The sequence below is a fragment of the Curtobacterium sp. MCBA15_008 genome, assembly GCF_001865065.1.
Lineage (GTDB): Bacteria > Actinomycetota > Actinomycetes > Actinomycetales > Microbacteriaceae > Curtobacterium.
Genome location: NZ_MJGN01000016.1, coordinates 12,832 through 30,481, shown reverse-complemented (window position 1 = coordinate 30,481; position 17,650 = coordinate 12,832). Strand labels below are relative to the sequence as shown.

General features: G+C 72.4%; 16 protein-coding genes. 2 read left to right on the top strand and 14 right to left on the bottom strand.

Annotated elements, in window-relative coordinates:
* Positions 1-22 precede the first annotated feature (22 nt).
* The 3 genes from BIU96_RS08285 to BIU96_RS08275 form a co-directional block, all read right to left on the bottom strand.
* Positions 23-865 carry a PhzF family phenazine biosynthesis protein gene (locus tag BIU96_RS08285; protein WP_071292145.1) on the bottom strand — a complete coding sequence of 281 codons (843 nt, stop codon included), beginning with the start codon at positions 863-865 and terminating at the stop codon, positions 23-25.
* Between the two features lie 124 nt (positions 866-989).
* Positions 990-3,413 (bottom strand): lamin tail domain-containing protein, encoded by a 2,424-nt coding sequence (locus BIU96_RS19795; RefSeq protein ID WP_071292144.1) that lies wholly within the window; start codon positions 3,411-3,413, stop codon positions 990-992.
* Between the two features lie 186 nt (positions 3,414-3,599).
* Complete coding sequence (locus BIU96_RS08275; RefSeq protein WP_083402752.1) at positions 3,600-4,850, bottom strand: ROK family transcriptional regulator; 1,251 nt, start codon at positions 4,848-4,850, stop codon at positions 3,600-3,602.
* Between the two features lie 97 nt (positions 4,851-4,947).
* Between BIU96_RS08275 and BIU96_RS08270 the strand changes: the two genes are divergently transcribed.
* Together BIU96_RS08270 and BIU96_RS08265 are read left to right on the top strand one after the other, a co-directional pair.
* Positions 4,948-5,403, top strand: coding sequence for a GNAT family N-acetyltransferase (locus BIU96_RS08270; protein WP_071292143.1), 456 nt, complete (start codon positions 4,948-4,950; stop codon positions 5,401-5,403).
* Between the two features lie 2 nt (positions 5,404-5,405).
* Positions 5,406-5,741 carry an MGMT family protein gene (locus BIU96_RS08265; RefSeq protein ID WP_071292142.1) on the top strand — a complete coding sequence of 112 codons (336 nt, stop codon included), beginning with the start codon at positions 5,406-5,408 and terminating at the stop codon, positions 5,739-5,741.
* 66 nt (positions 5,742-5,807) lie between these two features.
* Here BIU96_RS08265 and BIU96_RS08260 read toward each other — a convergent pair whose 3' ends face one another.
* The 11 genes from BIU96_RS08260 to BIU96_RS08215 form a co-directional block, all read right to left on the bottom strand.
* On the bottom strand, positions 5,808-6,233 hold the full coding sequence (locus tag BIU96_RS08260) for a DUF805 domain-containing protein (protein ID WP_071292141.1): 426 nt from the start codon (positions 6,231-6,233) through the stop codon (positions 5,808-5,810).
* A gap of 114 nt (positions 6,234-6,347) precedes the next feature.
* On the bottom strand, positions 6,348-8,270 hold the full coding sequence (locus tag BIU96_RS08255) for an ABC transporter ATP-binding protein (RefSeq protein ID WP_254786035.1): 1,923 nt from the start codon (positions 8,268-8,270) through the stop codon (positions 6,348-6,350).
* The gene (locus BIU96_RS08250; protein ID WP_071292140.1) at positions 8,267-10,090 is read right to left on the bottom strand and encodes an ABC transporter ATP-binding protein; all 1,824 of its coding nucleotides are present in this window, start codon (positions 10,088-10,090) and stop codon (positions 8,267-8,269) included. Before BIU96_RS08250 ends, BIU96_RS08255 begins: the two co-directional genes overlap by 4 nt.
* Before the next feature lie 321 nt (positions 10,091-10,411).
* A complete protein-coding gene (locus BIU96_RS08245) occupies positions 10,412-10,597 on the bottom strand; it encodes a hypothetical protein (protein ID WP_139199919.1) in 186 nt (61 codons plus the stop codon).
* A gap of 210 nt (positions 10,598-10,807) precedes the next feature.
* Positions 10,808-12,445, bottom strand: a complete 1,638-nt coding sequence (gene purH, locus BIU96_RS08240) for a bifunctional phosphoribosylaminoimidazolecarboxamide formyltransferase/IMP cyclohydrolase (protein ID WP_071292138.1) — start codon at positions 12,443-12,445, stop codon at positions 10,808-10,810.
* Positions 12,442-13,035 carry a phosphoribosylglycinamide formyltransferase gene (gene purN / locus BIU96_RS08235; protein WP_071292137.1) on the bottom strand — a complete coding sequence of 198 codons (594 nt, stop codon included), beginning with the start codon at positions 13,033-13,035 and terminating at the stop codon, positions 12,442-12,444. Before purN ends, purH begins: the two co-directional genes overlap by 4 nt.
* 53 nt (positions 13,036-13,088) lie before the next feature.
* Positions 13,089-15,128, bottom strand: coding sequence for a DUF6350 family protein (locus tag BIU96_RS08230; protein WP_071292136.1), 2,040 nt, complete (start codon positions 15,126-15,128; stop codon positions 13,089-13,091).
* Between the two features lie 50 nt (positions 15,129-15,178).
* Positions 15,179-16,531, bottom strand: a complete 1,353-nt coding sequence (locus tag BIU96_RS08225) for a glycosyltransferase (protein ID WP_071292135.1) — start codon at positions 16,529-16,531, stop codon at positions 15,179-15,181.
* Entirely contained in the window at positions 16,528-16,659 is a 132-nt protein-coding gene (locus BIU96_RS20380) for a hypothetical protein (RefSeq protein WP_302847722.1), read from the bottom strand. Before BIU96_RS20380 ends, BIU96_RS08225 begins: the two co-directional genes overlap by 4 nt.
* Positions 16,660-16,754: 95 nt before the next feature.
* Entirely contained in the window at positions 16,755-17,249 is a 495-nt protein-coding gene (locus BIU96_RS08220) for an SRPBCC domain-containing protein (protein WP_071292134.1), read from the bottom strand.
* Positions 17,246-17,572 carry a helix-turn-helix transcriptional regulator gene (locus BIU96_RS08215; protein WP_071292133.1) on the bottom strand — a complete coding sequence of 109 codons (327 nt, stop codon included), beginning with the start codon at positions 17,570-17,572 and terminating at the stop codon, positions 17,246-17,248. Before BIU96_RS08215 ends, BIU96_RS08220 begins: the two co-directional genes overlap by 4 nt.
* Between the last annotated feature and the right edge of the window lie 78 nt (positions 17,573-17,650).

Sequence of the window (17,650 nt, the reverse complement as noted above, 5' to 3'; positions counted from 1 at the left end):
GATGGGAAGGAACGCGCGAGCGTCAGCGGACCGGGGTCGCACTCCCCGTCACCGTGATGCCTCCCGACGCCGGCACGTCGACCAGCAGGATGCTCGGGCGCCCGACGTGCCGCCCCTGCCGGATCACCACGCGGTCGCCGGCCTCGACGGCCCCGACCTCGCGCAGGTACGCCCCCGTGGACGCCGCGGCCGACCCCGTCGCCGGGTCCTCGGTGATGCGGCCGGCCGGGAACAGGTTGCGCGCCTCGTACTCGAGCGCCGCCGTCCGGTGCAGCACGGTGACGGTGCCGAACCAGCCAGCCTCGGCCTTGAGCGCGGCGAGCGACGCCGGCGCGAAGCGGAACTGGTGGAACAGCTCCTCGTCGTCGAGCCCGATCACCGGGTGCCAGTTCCCCGCGAAGGACTCGAGCACGGGGAAGCCCTCGGCGACGTCGTCGAGGGTGAGCCCGAGCAGTGCGAACAGGCGGTCGCGGACCTCCGGGTCGATCGGCCGCGTCGCCGGCTCGACGCTCGTCATCGCGACCTGCACCCCGCCGTCCGGAGCGCTCGTGGCGTCGAGGGCAACCTCGCCCGCAGCGGTGGTGAAGACCCGGCGGCCGAGGCCGTCCCGCTCCGCGAGCACCACGGCGGTGGCGATCGTCGCGTGCCCGCAGAACGGCACCTCGGCCGCAGGCGAGAAGTAGCGGACGCGAGGGCCCGTGGGCGTCTCCCCGACCACGAACGCGGTCTCGGGGTAGGCCACCTGTCGGGCGATGTCGAGCATCTCGTCGTCGGAGAGCCCCGCGGCGTCGAGCACGATGCCAGCCGGGTTCCCTCCCCCGGGCTCGGAGGCGAACGCGGTGTACCGGAGGATCTCGATGCTCACCCGTCGACGCTACCGCCGCCGCCGGTGGCGCTGTGGTGCTGGTACTCGTCGAGGGAGCAGAAATCGTCGGGTTGCCGAAGTCGGCCCGCCGACTTCTGCTCCGTCAACGGGATCGACGCCCCGGCTACGCGGCGCGGGCGGTACGGCGGCGACGCACCACGAGCACCCCGGCGCCGGCGGCGAGGAGCAGCAGCGCAGCCGCGACCCCGGCCGACAGGTCAGCGCCCGTGAAGGCGAGCTCCCCGGTGACCGGGTCGATCGTGATCGTCGTCCAGCCCAGCACCGTGCCGTCGGCCGCCGTCACCACGATGCGGTGGAGCCCTGCCGGAGCGTCCTCGGGGACGGTCGCCGAGACCGTGCCGTCCGCGGCGACCGTCACCGTTCCGAGCAGCGTCGGGGTCGAGAACATCCACACGCTGACGCGGTCACCGGCGTACCGGGTGCCGACGCCGATGGTGATCGTCGCTCCCGGGCGGGCCGAGGCCGGCGCGGACACCGAGCCGCGGTTGCCGTCGGTGAGCGACGACTCCGAGGGTGCGACCGGCGCGGACGGGGACGTCGTGGCCGGGGTCGTCGGCAAGCCCGACGGCACGGGCGCGGGGGTCGGCACCGGCACCGGCGCGGGGGTCGGCTCCGGCGTCGGGCCCGGCGTCGGGGCAGGCGTCGGCTCCGGCGTCGGGCCGGGCGTCGGGGCAGGCGTCGGGCCGGTGCCCTCGTCCGTGCACGGGTAGGTCCCCGTGCGCAGCGAGAAGCCGTCGGTGTCGTTGTCGTCGGCGTAGAACGTGGCGCGGACCCCGTCGGTGCAGACTCCCGAGATCGCGAAGCCCTCGTTGGCCAGGGTGCGGACGGCCGGGGACGGCGCCTCGTGCACCGCCGTCGCCGTGAACGCCCCGTCCGTCACCTCGAACAGCGCCGTACGGCCGGAGCACGCCTCGTCGCAGACCACCCAGAGCGCGTCGAGCGTCGGGTCGAACTGCACGTCGGCCACCAGGTCGAACGGCGTCGCGATGGTGGCGACCCGCTGGGCCGAGCCGTCGTCCATCAGGGCGTAGGCGTACACGCTCGCGGTCCCCTCGACCCCGACGAAGAACAGCCCGTCGCCGTGCCCGGCATAGGTGGAGGGCACGTACGCGGCTCCGGTGCGCTCGTCCGCGAAGCCGTGCGCGGTGAGCCACGAGTCCGGGATCCAGGTGACGCCCTCGAGGCCGGAGTTCGCGCCGAGACCGGGGAAGTCCGCCGCGAGGTTCCACTCGTCCGTGGCGTTCAGCGTCGTCTGGGAACCGTCGGTGGTGGCGAAGCGCAGGACCGCGGGGCGGCTCGTCTTCGACACGTCGTTGTCGCGCTCGGTGGAGACGTAGACCGCACCGGGGTCGTCGGCCGTGACGGTCACGCCCTCGGCGTCGGGCGTGCCCGATCCGTCGGCGTAGTGCAGTTCCGTGCCGGTGGCGTTCGCCGGGCTCCAGCCGCCCTTGCCGTCCGAGACGATGCGGTAGAGCAGTCCGTCGCCGTTCTGCACGGCCCACAGCTGCCCGTCGGCCGAGGTCGGCGAGGTCGTCCAGTCGAGGCCGCTCAGGTCGCCCGTGAAGGTGTCCTCGTCGTCGAGCACGGTCTCGTCCGGGCCGCCGGGCCAGGGCTCGGCGGTCACAACACCGGCGAAGCGGTTCGCCGTGCCCTTGGTGGGCTCGGCGGTCTCGGCGAAGGCGCCGGTGCCGTCGGGGTTCCGGCCGTACGTCGTGGCGGCGTGCGCGGTCCAGGAGGTCGAGTCGACGAGCTGCCCGCGCGGGTCGAACAGCCGCGCCGAGTCCGCCTTGCCGAGCCCGAAGCCGAAGTCCGCCTCGTCCAGCACGGTGAACGCACCGGGCGCCACCGTGGTGCCGGCCGGGATCGTGTGCGCGTGGTCGGCGGTGTCCTCGCTGTCGCGCAGGACGTACCCGGCGAGGGACACCGCGGTCGTGCCGGTGTTCGTCAGCTCGACCCAGTCACCCGGGGTCCCGTCCTGCGACTCGACCTCGTTGATGCGAACCGGCGAGGAACAGTCGTTCGCCGCGCCCTTGGTCGAGGCGGTGGTGTCGACCAGCACGCCCGACCCGTCCGGGCAGCTGCCGTACGTCACCGCGGCGTGCGCGGTCCACGAGTACCGCAGCGCCAGGTCGCCGTCGCGGTCGTACACCCGCACGGTGTCCGCGCCGCCGAGCCCGAAGTCGAACCCGGGGGCGGTCGCCGACACCTGGTCGATCACGAAGTACCCGCCCGCGGCGATGCTCGACCCCGCCGGCAGGACGTACGCGTCGTGCGAGCTGTCGTCGTCGAGGAACGCGTACCCGGACAGGTCGATCGCGACGGCGCTCGTGTTCCGGAGCTCGACCCAGTCGGTGTCGTCGGCGTTCGACTCGACCTCGTTGACGACGAGGCCGTTCGCGTCGGTCGTCCCGACGGTGGGGTCGTCGTCACCGACGGCAGCGGTCGCGGGGGAGGCCGATATCACGCCGGCGGCGACGACGAGGCCGACCGCGACGGAGGCGACGGAGCGCAGGGCAGGGGAACGCATGCAGAGTCCTTCTCGGGCAGTTCGGGGGGGGGACCTGCACGACTGTTCAGCATCCGGGCGTCCGGACGGTGGCGTCGAGGTGAACGACAGGTGCTGCGCACGGCCGCCGGGAGGCGCGGCGCAGCCCCGCCCCGCAGGTCCGGTTCGACGGTGGTCGGGTCCACCGCGCCGCGGCGGCTCCCGGCTTCAGCGCCGGATGAGCAGGGCGCTCGCGCGCGGCGACAGCGCCGCGTCGAGCACGAGGCACGCCGCACCCACCGCGGCGACGTCGGCGCCGCGGTCGCTCTCGTCGACCACCACCGGGTGCTTCGGCACGAGCAACGGCGAGTCGACGATCGCCGCCCGTGCCGCGGGCAGCGCGGCACTCGACACCCGCGACCAGAACGGACCGCCGAACACCACGCGGTCCATGTCGAGCAGGTTCACGATGAGGACGACCGCGTTGCCCATGACCGCCCCGGCGTCCTCGGCGAGCCCGATCGCCGTCGGGTCCCCCACGTCGATCGCCGCCGCCAGCTCGTCCCACGCGCGGTCGACCTCGGCCACCCCGTCACCGGTGTCCGCGCCGGACAGGGCCAGTCCACGTGACCGGCCGATCTGCACGAGCCGGTCCGGCGCGACGGCGGCCCCGACCTCGCCGCGGGTCCCGGCGCTGTCCGGGGTCCCCGCGAGGGCGCCCTGGTCGACCATGATGTGCCCGGCGTCGCCCGCGTTCGACCCGACGCCGCGCACGGGCTCGTGGTCGACGACCAGGCCGACGCCGAACCCGGTGCCGAAGTACACGAAGGCGAAGTTCCGCGCCGAGGACTCCCCCGCCAGGAACATCTCACCGACGACCGCAGCGGTGACGTCCTTCTCGAGCAGCACCGGGTAGCCGGTGGCCTCGGCGAGCGCGTCGCGCAGGGGGACGTCCCGCCACCGCGGCAGGAACGGCGGATCGAGCACCACGCCGGCGTCGACGTCGATCGGGCCGGGGCTCGCGATGCCCACGCCGAGCACGGCGTCGACGTCGATCTCGGCGTCGGTGACGAGCCGGTCGACCGCCGTCGCGATGGTGCGGACGACCTCGGACGGGTCGTCGGCCGTCGGCGTCGAGGTCGTGGTCTCGGCGACGACGGTGCCGGCGAGGTCGAGCAGCACGTAGGTGACGACGGCCGGGTCGACGTGCACCCCGACGGCGTAGCGGCTCCCGGCCTCGAGCCGGAGGATGGTGCGGGGCTTGCCGCGCCCGGACACGACCGTGCCCGACTCCGCGATCATCCCCGCCTCGATGAGGAACCGCGTGACGTTCGAGACCGTCTGCGCGCTGAGGCCGGTGCGCGACGCGAGCTCCACGCGGCTGAGTCCGTCGGGCGAGCGGCGCACCGCGTCGAGCACGACGGTGCGGTTGAACCCGCCGATCGACGGGAGGTTCGCCCCACGCCGATGTTCTGCCATGTCGCGACCATACCGCGCCGTCGGTGCAGCAACGGTGCGGTATCGGTCTCCCCGTCGCGCTGGCCCCCGGACGGGTCGCACCGTTAGCCTGAGCGGCATGACGGACCTCCGCCTCGAAGAACTCTCCGCCTCGACCGCTGCCGCGGCCAACTCCCTCACGCTCAAGCCCGGGCAGGAGCAGTTCGTGCAGCCGACGACCTACGGCGTCGCGGAGTCCGACGTGAAGCCGAGCTCCGCGTGGACACGTGTCGTGCTCGACGGCGACGACGTCGTCGGCATGATCATCGGCACCTTCGATCAGGACAACTCCGAGGAAGAACTGCGCAGCGCGATCTGGCGCGTGAACGTCTCCGCCACGGCGCAGGGCCGCGGTGTCGGGCGCTTCGCCGTGCACGGGCTGGCGGACGAGGCACGCAGCCGCGGGCTCGAGCGCCTGACCGTCGTGTACGAGCCCGGTGGCGACGACAGCCCCGAGGCGTTCTTCCGCGCCGTCGGGTTCGAGGTCGTCCGTGAGACCCAGTACGGCGACCACTTCGCGGTCCTGACGCTCTAGCGGTGTCCCAGGACGACCCGGCCGACTTCGGGGCCGCCGTCGCCGAGGTCGTGCGGCTCATCCCGGCCGGACGCGTGATGACCTACGGGGACGTCGCCGCGGCCCTCGGCTCCCGCGCCTCCCGCGCCGTCGGCAAGGTGATGGCCCACGAGGGCGCCGACCTGCCGTGGTGGCGTGTGGTCCGGTCCGGCGGACTGCCCCCGGTCCACCACGAGGCCCGGGCGCACGAGCACTACCGCGCCGAGGGCACGCCGCTCGTGCAGGGGCCGTCGGCCTGGAGGATCGACATGCGTCGTGCGCGCTGGTCGCCCGCCACGGACGCGGACGACCCGTTCTGACCGCTCACGGATCGACGCGGATCGGATCGACCCGGATCGGATCGACCCGGATCGGATCGACGCGGATCAGGCGTCGAACCGGGCGCCCTTCGGGTTCGAGGGCAGCAGGAACATGACGAACAGCACGAGCGACCCGATGCCGACCAGGATGTGCAGGAACTGCCAGAAGCCGGACAGGTTGGCGTCGTGCAGGCGTCGGGCGCCGAGGGCGAGCGATCCGATCAGGGTCACGAGCACCCACAGCATGAACAGGTAGGACCCGACCGGGTTCTCGAGCACCGGGGTGTTCGGCGTGAACGCCTGCGGCACGAGCTGCAGCACGAGCCCGATCGCGAACGAGGTGATCCACCACCACCAGAACTCGGAGCGGGACGCCCGTCCGGTGAAGACCGTGTACTTCCGCCAGAACCGTCGGACGGCCTCGGCGAAGGGTGCCCCGTAGAAGGGGTCGCGCAGGGCGACGCCGCCGGGCTGCACGCTGTCGTTGCTCATGCCCCAAGCCAACCACGTCGATCGCGTGCATCGCGCCCGGACACGAACATCGCGCCCCGTGGTGACGGGGCGCGATGTTCGTCGCGGGGTGCGGCAGGGCGGTCGTCCGGGCCGTTACACGAGCGAGTCGCGCCAGGCCGCGTGCAGCTGGGCGAACCGGCCGGTGCCGGAGATGAGGTCCTCCGGTGTGCCGTCCTCGACGATCCGGCCGTACTCCATCACGAGCACCCGGTGGGCGATCGCGACGGTGGAGAGCCGGTGCGCGATGATCACGGCCGTGCGGTCCGCGAGCAGGGTCTCCAACCCCTCTTGCACGAGCCGCTCGGACGGGATGTCGAGCGACGCCGTCGCCTCGTCGAGGATGAGCACCTTCGGGTCGGCGATGAACGCCCGCGCGAACGAGAGCAGCTGCCGCTGGCCCGCCGAGACGCGACCGCCGCGCTTGTTCACGTCGGTGTCGTACCCGTCGGGCAGCGCCATGATGAACTCGTGCGCGCCGACCGCCTTCGCCGACGCCTCGATCTCGGCGCGGGAGGCCCCCGGCTTGCCGAGCGCGATGTTGTCGGCGACGGTGCCGGAGAACAGGTACGCCTCCTGCGTGACCATGACGATCGCGCGGCGCATGTCCTTCGGGTCGATCTCGCGCAGGTCCACCCCGTCGAGCTGCACGGACCCCTGCGAGGGGTCGTAGAAGCGCGCCATGAGCTTCGCGAGCGTCGACTTACCGGCACCGGTGGACCCGACGAGCGCGATGGTCTGCCCCGCCGGGATGTGCAGGTCGAACTCGGGGAGCACGACCTTGCCCTTGTTGTAGGCGAACACGACGTCGTCGAAGTCCATCTTGCCGGAGGCGTCGGTGACCTTCACCGGCTTCGCGGGGTCCGGCACGCTCGGCCGTTCCTCGAGCACGCCGGAGATCTTCTCCATCGCCGCGGACGCCGACTGGTACCCGTTGTAGAACATCGCGAGTTCCTGCGCGGGGTCGAAGAAGCGCTTGGCGTACAGCGCGACCGCGAGCAGCGCGCCGACCTCGAGCGTCCCGCCGACGATGCGGAAGCCGCCGACGATGACGACCGCCGCGAGCGTGGCGTTGCCGATCAGGACGAGGACCGGGTCGAACGTGCCGAACAGGTTGAACACCTTGGTGTTCGCGACCCGGTAGTCCTCGACGAAGCCGCCGTACTCGTCGCGGTTGCGGGACTCCTTGCGGAACGCCTGCACCGCCCGGATGCCCGTCATCGTCTCGACGAAGTGCACGATCACGCGCGCCGAGGTGACACGGGTGGCGCGGAACAGCGTCTGCGAGTTCGTCTGGAACCAGCGGATCAGGAACCACAGCGGCACGAGCGACACCGCGAGCACGAGCCCGGACGTCGGGTCCAGGGCGACGAGCGCCACCGCCGTGAACACCATGTAGAGCACGCCCTGGATGAGCTGGTTCAGGCCGGAGTCGAGGAGTTCCCGGATGGAGTCGAGGTCACTCGTCTGGCGGGAGATGATCCGACCGGACGTGTAGGTCTCGTGGAACTCGAGCGACAGCCGCTGCGTGTGCAGGAACACCCGCTTGCGCAGGTCGAACAGGATCGCCTGGCTGATCCGCGCCGCGAGCACGGTGTACCAGGCGGTCAGCACCGCGCCGAGGACCGCCACGACGATGTACGTCGCGACGACCGCGAACGCCGGCACCCAGTCGTTCTGGTCCAGCACCGCCGGCAGGGCGTTGTCGATGCCCCACGCGATGAGCGCCGGACCCGCGACGGTGCCCGCCGTGGAGACGACCACGACGATGCCGAGCAGCACCAGGCGCAGCTTGAGCGGGGCCGCGAGGGAACCGAGCAGGGCGAGGGAGCGACGCCGCAGGCGCTTGCTCTCCGCCTTGGTGAAGTCCTCACGCTCCTCGCCGCGCACGCCCAGGGTGGTGATCGATGCGGTGACGGGCGCGGCAGACTGCGTGTCGGCGATGTCGTCGACGACGGGATCCGCGCCTCCAGGCCCGGCCGACGTGTCGACCGGCAGGTTCTTCTCCTGCTGGCTCATGCCATCGCCTCCTCTCGTGCGGTGGCGTCGTCCTCGTCGAGCGACGAGATGACGTAGCGGTAGTGGTCGTTGGTGGCCATCAGCTCCGAGTGGGTGCCGACGGCGGTGACGACGCCGTTCTCCATGAGTGCGACGCGGTCCGCGAGCGTCACCGTCGACGGACGGTGCGCCACGATGAGCGACGTGGTCTCGGCGAGGACGCGGCGGAGACCCGCCTCGACCCGCGCCTCGGTGTCGACGTCGAGCGCGGACAGGGGGTCGTCGAGGACGAGCACCGACGGCCGGGCCGCGATCGCACGGGCGAGCGCGAGGCGCTGCCGCTGCCCACCGGACAGGGACAGTCCCTCTTCCCCGACCCGGGTGTCGACGCCGTCGGGCAGGTCGTCCACGAACGAGGCCTGCGCGATGTCGAGCGCCTCGCGCATCAGGGCGTCCGCTTCGGCACCGGTGACGTCCGGGCGACCGAGCAGCACGTTCTCACGCACCGTCGTCGAGAACAGGGTGGCGTCCTCGAAGGCGACGCCGACGTGGCGGCGCAGTTCCTCGCGGGTGAGGTCACGGATGTCGACCCCGTCGATCGTCACCGAGCCACCCGTCACGTCGTACAGCCGCGGCACCAACGACAGCAGCGTGGTCTTGCCGCAGCCGGTGAGCCCGACGAGGGCCATCGTCTCGCCCGGCTCGAGCTGCAGCTCGACCCCGTTGATCAGGTCGGGGTACTGCGGCGCGGAGTCCTGGTACCGGAAGTGCACCGCGTTGAACGACAGCGCGCCGTGCGGCTCGGCGATCGTCTTCGGGTGCTCGGGGTCCGTGATCGTGTTCTCGGAGTCCATGACCTCGAAGAAGCGGTCGACCGCCGTGCGGGTGTCGAACGTCATCGAGAGCAGGAAGCCGATCGACTCGATCGGGAACCGCAGCACCGTCGCGGTCGCGAAGAACGCGAACAGCTGGCCCACGGACAGCTGCCCCTGCGACGCGAGGTAGATGCCCGCGAGGAGGCACAGTGCGAACGCGACGTCCGGCACGAGCAGCAGCCACAGCCAGATGCTCGCGATGGCCTTCGCCTTCTTGATCTCGGTGCCGCGGAGCGCCTCGGCCTGCTCGCTGAACTCCTCGAGCTTGTGGCCGCCGCGACCGAACGCCTTGAGCACGCGGATGCCGTGCACCGACTGCTCGACGCTCGTCGCGAGGTCGCCCACCTGGTCCTGGCTGCGGCGCGCGACGACGGAGTACCGGCGTTCGAACAGCAGCCCGTTGATCCAGAGCGGGATCGACGCGATGAGGAAGATCAGGCCGAGCAGCCACCCGAAGGTGAACAGCACGACGAAGCCGACGACGATCGTGACGATGTTGACGACGAGCAGGACGACGCCGAACGCCAGCCAGCGGCGGATGAGCGACAGGTCGGAGACCGACCGGGACAGCAGCTGCCCCGACTCCCAGCGGTCGTGGAAGGCCACCGGCAGGTCCTGCAGCTTCGCGTAGAGCGCGTTCCGCATGCTCGTCTCGATGCGGGTCGACGGGCGCATCACCATGCGGCGCCGCGAGGCGATGAAGAACGCCTCGAGGATGCCGAGGGCGAGCACGCCGAGGCCGGCCGGCCAGATCTGCGCGGAGTCCTTCGAGGACAGCGGGCCGTCGACGAGCCACTGCAGGACGTAGGGGATCGCGAGCGCGACGAGGGAGGCTCCCATCGCCGCGGCCATGCCGGCGATGAGGCGGCCCTTGTAGGGCTTCACGTAGGGGTAGATCCGCGCGATCGCGCGGAAGGTCGATGGGCGGTCGGTGGACGGGCGCGCCTGGTCTGGCGTCTTGGACATGCGGTTGCGTCCTCGTGCGTCGTGCCGGGGCCTGCTGGCCGGGAGCCGCTGTCGCGGCAGGTCCGGTCTGGAGGCTCGGTGTCCGTTGCGTGGTGGTCGTCGGCCGAGCAGGTCGGTCGCGACTCGGGCCGTGCCCACCCTGGTCGGGTGCGCTGCGGTCTCGTCGCGGTCGCCCGCCGCCGCTGGTCGAGCGGCGTCGGTTCGGTCGGAGTGCACCGGGAGACAGTCGTCCCCCGGGTTCAGGCGTGGGCTCGCGCGGGCCCGTGGTCGGTGTCGTCGGCTGAGCCGGCGATCACCGTCCGGTGGCTGTGGGAGACAGCCCTACGCGGACAGCGGTGCCGTGACGGCGGGCGCACCCCGGTACGGGTGCGGCGCGACGGCCGGCTCGGCGGGGCGGTCTCGAGTGACGAGCGCACCCCCGAACGGTCGTGCGTCGGGAGCGGTCCCCACGAGGGACACGACATCCGCACGGGCATCCGTCGCCACGATTCCGGTCGTCGTGTTCATCGTCACTCCAGTCGTCGTCTTCGTCACCGTTGTGTCCGCGGTGCCGCCGACCCGTGGTGTTCCTGTGGTGCGGGGCCGTCGGCGTGCCTGTCGCGGAGCCTTACAGACTATTCACAGTGACTCTCAGCGCGCAATAGGGTGCCGGACATTCCCACAACGGATGGACGAAACCCGGGCGCCCGGCCCGAGCAGCGGGGCGCCCCGGCCGCGTCAGTGGAAGAAGTGCCGCTCGCCCGTGAAGTACATCGTCACGCCCGCTGCCGTCGCGGCGGCGATGACCTCGTCATCGCGGACGCTGCCACCCGGCTGCGCCACGGCGCGGACCCCGGCGTCGAGGAGCACCTGCAGCCCGTCCGCGAACGGGAAGAACGCGTCCGACGCGGCGACGCTCCCCGCGGCACGCTCGCCCGCACGGGTCACCGCGAGGTGGCACGAGTCGACCCGGTTGACCTGCCCCATGCCGACCCCGACGCTCGCGCCCTGGTTCGCGAGCAGGATCGCGTTCGACTTCACCGCACGGCTCGCCTTCCACGCGAACGCCAGGTCGGCGAGGGTCTGGTCGTCCGCCGGCTCGCCAGCGACGAGGTTCCAGGTCGACTGGTCGAAGCCGGTGAAGCGGTCGGCGTCCTGCACGAGGAAGCCACCGGAGATCTGCTTGACCTCGCGCGGGGCGAGGGCGAAGTCGGCGGGCAGCGTGAGCAGGCGGATGTTCTTCTTGCGGGACAGGATCTCGACGGCCTCGGGGTCGAACGCCGGCGCGACGACGACCTCGGTGAAGATGTCCTTCACCGTCTCGGCCATGCCGACCGTCACCGGGCGGTTCGCCGCGATCACGCCACCGAAGGCGGACAGCGGGTCGCAGGCGTGGGCCGCGGCGTGTGCCGAGGCGATCGGGTCGACGGCGTCGGCGGACGCGATCGCGATGCCGCACGGGTTGGCGTGCTTGATGATCGCGACGGCGGGCTCGTCGAAGTCGTACGCGGCACGGACGGCGGCGTCGGCGTCGACGTAGTTGTTGTACGACATCTCCTTGCCGTGCAGCTGCGTCGCCTGGGCGATCCCGGTGCCACCCTCGCTCGTGTAGAGCGCAGCCGCCTGGTGCGCGTTCTCGCCGTAGCGGAGCGTGCTGGACAGGTCGGCGGTGACGGCGAGGTGCTCGTCGAAGGCCCCGGGCGTCTCGATGTCACGCACCGTCGTCGGCTCGGCGGCGGCTTCGGCGACCACGTCGCTCGCGAAGTACGACGCGACCGCGGTGTCGTACGCGGCGGTGTGCGCGAACGCCTGCGCGGCGAGGCGCTTCCGGAGCTCGAGCGTGGTGCCACCGGCACGGACGGCCTCGACGACCTCGGCGTAGGACCCGGGCGACACGACGATCGCCACGTTCGGGTGGTTCTTCGCCGACGCGCGGACCATCGCGGGGCCGCCGATGTCGACGTTCTCGACCACGGTCGCGGTGTCGGCGCCGGAGGCCACCGTCTCGACGAACGGGTAGAGGTTGACGACCACGAGCTGGAACGGCTCGATGCCGAGCTCGCCGAGCTGCTGCTCGTGTGACTCGAGCCGGAGGTCGGCCAGCAGCCCGGCGTGCACCGACGGGTGCAGCGTCTTCACGCGGCCGTCGAGGGACTCCGGGAAGCCCGTCACGGAAGCGACGTCGGTCACCGCGAAGCCGGCGTCACGGATGGTCTGCGCCGTGGAGCCGGTCGACACGATCTCGACACCGGACTCGGCGAGGGCCCCGGCGAGCTCGAGCAGCCCGGACTTGTCGCTCACCGAGATGAGCGCCCGCCGCACGGGGACGGTGTCCCGGTCGCGGTACAGGCTGGGGTCGGCTGCGTGCACGCTCATGCGCTCGGGGTGCCCTTCAGGTCGGTGGTGCCGTTGGCGATGTCGAGGATGGTCTGGATGAGCAGGCGTCGCTCGACGGGCTTGATGCGGTCGTGCAGCGTCGACTCGGAGTCGCCCGGCAGCACCGGGACGCGTTCCTGCGCCAGGATCGGACCGCTGTCGACGCCGTCGTCGACCTTGATCACGCTGGCGCCGGTCTCGGTCACCCCGGCCGCGAGGGCGTCCCGCACGCCGTGGGCGCCGGGGAACTCGGGCAGGTACGCGGGGTGGGTGTTGATGATCGCGGGGCCGAACTCGGACACCACCGCGGGCGGCAGCAGCCGCATGAGGCCGGACAGCACGAGGAGGTCCGGCGTCCACGGTCGGATCTGCGCGGCCAGTTCGCGGCCCCACTCCTCGCGCGAGTCGAACCGCGAGAACGGCACCGCGAAGGTCGGGATCGAGTACTCCTCGCCCAACTGGAGCCCCTCGGCGTCGCGGTCGGCACCGATGGCGACGACCCGGGCGGGGTACTCCGCGTCGAGGGTCGCGTCGAGCAGGGCCCGGAGGTTCGAGCCGGCACCGGAGATCAGGACGACCAGTTCGAGCACGAGACCAACCCTACCGGGCCGGTCGTCGTGCGACGGCGGTCTGCCGATCGGCGCTACCGGTCGCCCTTCGGACGCCGCCACCACGGCAGTTCTTCGTCGGGGATCTGGTCGGTCGCGTCCCACTTCGGTCCCGACGGCGCGGCCTGGGGGCGCACGTCCGGCTCGGGAGCGTCCTCGTCCACGTCGTCGCGGCCCGCCACGAACTCCTCGGTGCTCCACGGGAACGCCGGCTGCGCCTCGGTGCCGGGAGCGGTCGGCAGGGGTTCCGCGTCAGCGGGGCGGTGGTCGTCGCGTTCGGCGTCGGCACCGGTCACGCGGTCGCGGAGCTCACCGGCCCGCTCGCGCACGCCGTCCGCCGCGCCGCGCAGCCGGTCGCGGATCGTGCCGGCGGTTCCGCCACGTGCGGGTCGCGGGGCATCGGCGACGCGGTCCGCCGCCACGACGTCGGTGCGCGCCCAGTCCGGCAGGGCGACGTCGGCATCGGGATCGGCCTCAGCACCGGCACCGCCGCCGGCACCGGCACCGGCGTCCGTGTCGGCGGTCGGCCTGGAGGCACGGCTCGCCTCCGACCGCTCGGCCGGCTCCGCCACGCGGCCGGTCCCACGGCGGTCGGGAGCGCCCGGCAGGTCGCGCCCGCCCGGCACCTCGGGCTCGTCGTCGTCGCCGATCGGCTCGGTGGGCTGGTCGACGGTCGTCGGGGTCCCTCGTCGCGCGGCCGGCTCGGTCGCGCCGTGGGTCTCCTCGACCACGAACCGGTGCACGTTCGTCGTCCGACCGGCCCCAGCCTGGTCGAGCGCGGCGAGCAGCGATCCTTCGTGCTCGGCGACCTCGTCCTCGGACTCGTGCCAGCGCTCGCGGCCCCAGCCGCGTTCGGGCATCCGGACCAGGTCGCTCCCGGCGGCGAGCGCCACGACCGCCGGCAGCCCGACCTCGAGGGCGGCGAAGGCCCCCACCACGAGCGCGTGCGGGCCGACGTCGGCGAGTCGACCGGGGCCGAACGAACCGGAGGTGAGCCAGGCGACGAGGCCAGTGAGCACGCCGGCGACCAGACCGGCGGCGACGCCACCGAGCGCCCGGTGCAGGGCCGAGTTCGCCCTGCCGAGGGCCGCCACGAGCCGCGGGCGCAGGAGACCACCGGCGGCGAACCCGGCGACGACGGGCACGAGCACCCAGACCAGCCCGAACGTGTGGCCGGACGCCGGCAGTGCGCCGAACACCGGCAGGCCCGGGATCGGCCCGAGGATGGTGCCGATCGGGGACACGCTCGACCCGGTGCCGATCGCGAAGCCGGGGCCGACCAGCCACGAGGTCGCCCAGCCGACGAAGTCCGGCAGGAACGCGAGCTGCCCGACCGTGAGCGCGATGCCGCCGACGATGCCGGCGTGCGACCGCTCGTAGAGCGAGATGACCTCGGCGAACGAGGTGAAGAGCAGGAGCGCGACGACGACCCCGGCAACGGCGACGACCGCCGCGGTGGCCACGGTCCCCGCGCGGAGTCCGAACGCCGCCACCGCGCGCCACGTCGCCGGGACCCGGTCGAGCAGGTCCAGCACGCGCTGCGTGAGCACGTCGGCGGGCAGGCCGCGCCGACGACGGCAGACCTCGGAGGTCGCGAGCGCCGGGATCCCGAACCAGAGCGCCGGCAGGACGACGGCCTGCCAGATCGTCGGCTGCGTGGCCGCGGACCGGGTCGACAGCGCGACCAGGAGCCCGAGGGCCGCGACGACCACCGTGCCGACCAGGAGGCCCGTCGTCCGGTGCTCGGTCTCGGCGAACCGTCGGCCGGCACGTGCGGCGAGCCAGGCCGTCACGATCGCGAAGCCCAGCGCCGCGAGCGTGACGTGGATCGGGTCGGCGGCACCGCTCACCCCGGAGGACTTCGCCAGCGCGGCCCCGAGCAGGAACGACACGTCGACGCCGTGCCCGACGAGCCAGACGCTCCCCGTGGCCTTCCAGAAGACGTCCCAGTCGATCTGCAGGCCGTACTCGAAGCCCCAGAGCAGGGTCAGCGGGACCAGGGCGATCCCGAGGCCGACGCCGACCGTCACGACCGCCTCGATCGCGGCGAGCAGTGCGGTTCCCAGGCGGTTCATCGCAGCGAGGATACGTGGCGGATGCGCAGCGGCGGGTGAGCCGCGCGGTGTCACCGCAGGACGGTCGTGTCCCGCACCTCGATCTCGTCGCGCGTCCCCCAGCCCGTCCGGACGAACGTGGCGATGGCGTACCAGCGGAGCACGCGGAGCACCGTCAGCCCCCAGACGGCCGCGACGGGCGCGGTGGCGAGGGTCAGCACCCGCTGCGCTGCACTCTGGTCCGAGCGCACGACGAGGGCGTACCGCAGCACGGCGGAGACGTACAGCGCGATCGCCGCGGCGAGTCCGCTCGCGATCGTCCTCCAGTCGAACAGCGTGCCGTCGACGACGAGGGCCACGAGTGTCGCGGTGACCAGGGCGTAGAGCACCCACTTCACGAGGTGCAACCAGTACGCGGCCCGGTCGAGCGGCAGGTAGCGCATCCGCCAGATCGACCGGATGAACGAACCGCGCATCCAGCGGAGCTGCTGCCGGACGTGGTGGTCGAAGCCGGTCGGCATCAGCGTGAAGGCGAAGCAGTCCTCACGTTGGACCGCACGTCCCCGGCGGAGCGCGAAGAGGGTGAGCATGCTGTCGTCCGAGAACTGGACGGGACGACCGAGGATCGTCTCGCCGAGGTACGCGTCGACGTTGTCCCGGACCACGGCCGCCCGGTACAGCGCGCACCCGCCCGAGTTCACCATGACCGCACGGAAGCGCGAGAAGGCCGATCGCTCGAACAGCTGGAGACCGAGACACGAGACGTCCATCCACCGGGCGAGCAGGCTGCCGCGGTAGTTCGTGGTGAGGATGAGCGCTGCGACGGACTGCACCTTCGGGTCCGCGAACGGCACGAGCCCGTTCCGGACGGCTCGGCGGTCGAGGATGCTGTCGCTGTCCACCGTGATGACGATGTCGGCCTCGCCGGCCATCTCGAGCCCGCGGACCTGCGCGTGACGCTTGCCGCGGTTCTCGGTCCGGGTCCACAGTCCGACGACACCCGCCGCTGCGGCCGTGGCGCCGAACCACGCCCGGACGTCCGCGTAGTCCGCCGCCGTGGAGCCGTCGTCGACCACCGCGACGACGTCCGGCCGACGGGTCTGCTCGAAGAAGGAGCGGAGGCACCGCCGGAGGGCAGCGGGGTCCTCGTTGTAGACGGGTACCAGCGCCACGACGACCTGGTGTTCGGTGGCACCCCCCGGGCGACGTTGCAGCCGGTCGGGGATCATCCCGCACACCAGTTGCGCGAGCGTGGCGATCGCGATGGCGGCGAACACCGCGCGCGGGGCGGAGTCCAGGCCACGCCCGAGCACCCCGGTCACGACGGCGACGCAGACGGCCAGTACGAGGACGTTGCCGACGACGCGAGCAGGTGCGCCCGCGTGTCGCGCCGTCGGGAGTCGCTCGTCGGTCGTGGCGGTCACGAGCCGGACCGGGGGCCGGCGACGCCGTCGTCGCCCGGCCAGCGACGCGCGAGCACGCGGAGGAGGACGGCAGCGACGCCGAGGGCGGCCGGGGCAGCGAGGATGATCGCGGAGATGTACTGGGGCACGCGGCAACGCTAGCCGATTCGATATGTTGAATATCACCTTCGCTTGCGAGGACAAAGACCTCGCGGCACTCCGCCGGGACGCTCTGCGGGGACCCTCAGGAGAGCGAGTCGACGTACCCGGGGTGGAGCGCCTGCCAGCGCGGCAGCCACGGTTCCGGGAACCCGCCCGCGAGCACGGTGCCGAGGTCCTCCACGTGCACCTGCCACCCGGCGCCGTGGTCCGCGACCTCGTCGGCGCGGAACCCGCGTTCCTCGAGCACGAGCCGGGTGTGCCCGTCGTCGACGGCGGTGAGCCAGGCCTCGGTCACGGTCGTCGCGCCGCCGGAGGTCATCGTGACGCTGACGTGCTCGGGGCGGTCGCACGTGTCGATGCGGACGGTGCCGTCCCAGTGGCTGGTGAACTGCGCGTGCACGGTGGCGCCGAGTGCCGGGGTGCCCTCGAGCGACACCACGAGCCACCGCGCCAGTCGATCCGGGACGGTCATCGCGTCCCAGAGGTCGTGGATCCCGGTCGGGTAGACCCGGTCCATCTGCACCGTCCCGGTGCCGTCCTCCTCGATCCGGACCGTGCCGGACGTCGTCGTCGTCATCCTCGTGCCTTCCGTTCGTTTCGGCCACGGGCCACCTCGGTGTCCAGCGCGTCGAGGCGCTGGTCCCACCGATCGCGGTAGGGCCGCAGCCACTCGTCGATCTCGGTCAGGGGCTCGGTCCGGAGCCGGTACACCCGTCGCTGCGCGTCCGGTTCGGCCTCGACGAGGCCGGACTCGCGCAGCACGCGGAGGTGCCGGGAGACGCCGGGCCGCGCGATCGGTACGAGGTCGGCGAGTTCGTTCACCGTCATCGGCCGGTCGCGGAGCGCCGCGAGCATGGTCCGCCGGTGTCCGTCGGCCAGTGCTCCCCAGATCGCGTCCATGCACCATGTGTACCACTTCAGTTACGTAACCACAAGGGTACGGACAGGTGGCGGAATCGACGGGAGGCACGGTGCCAG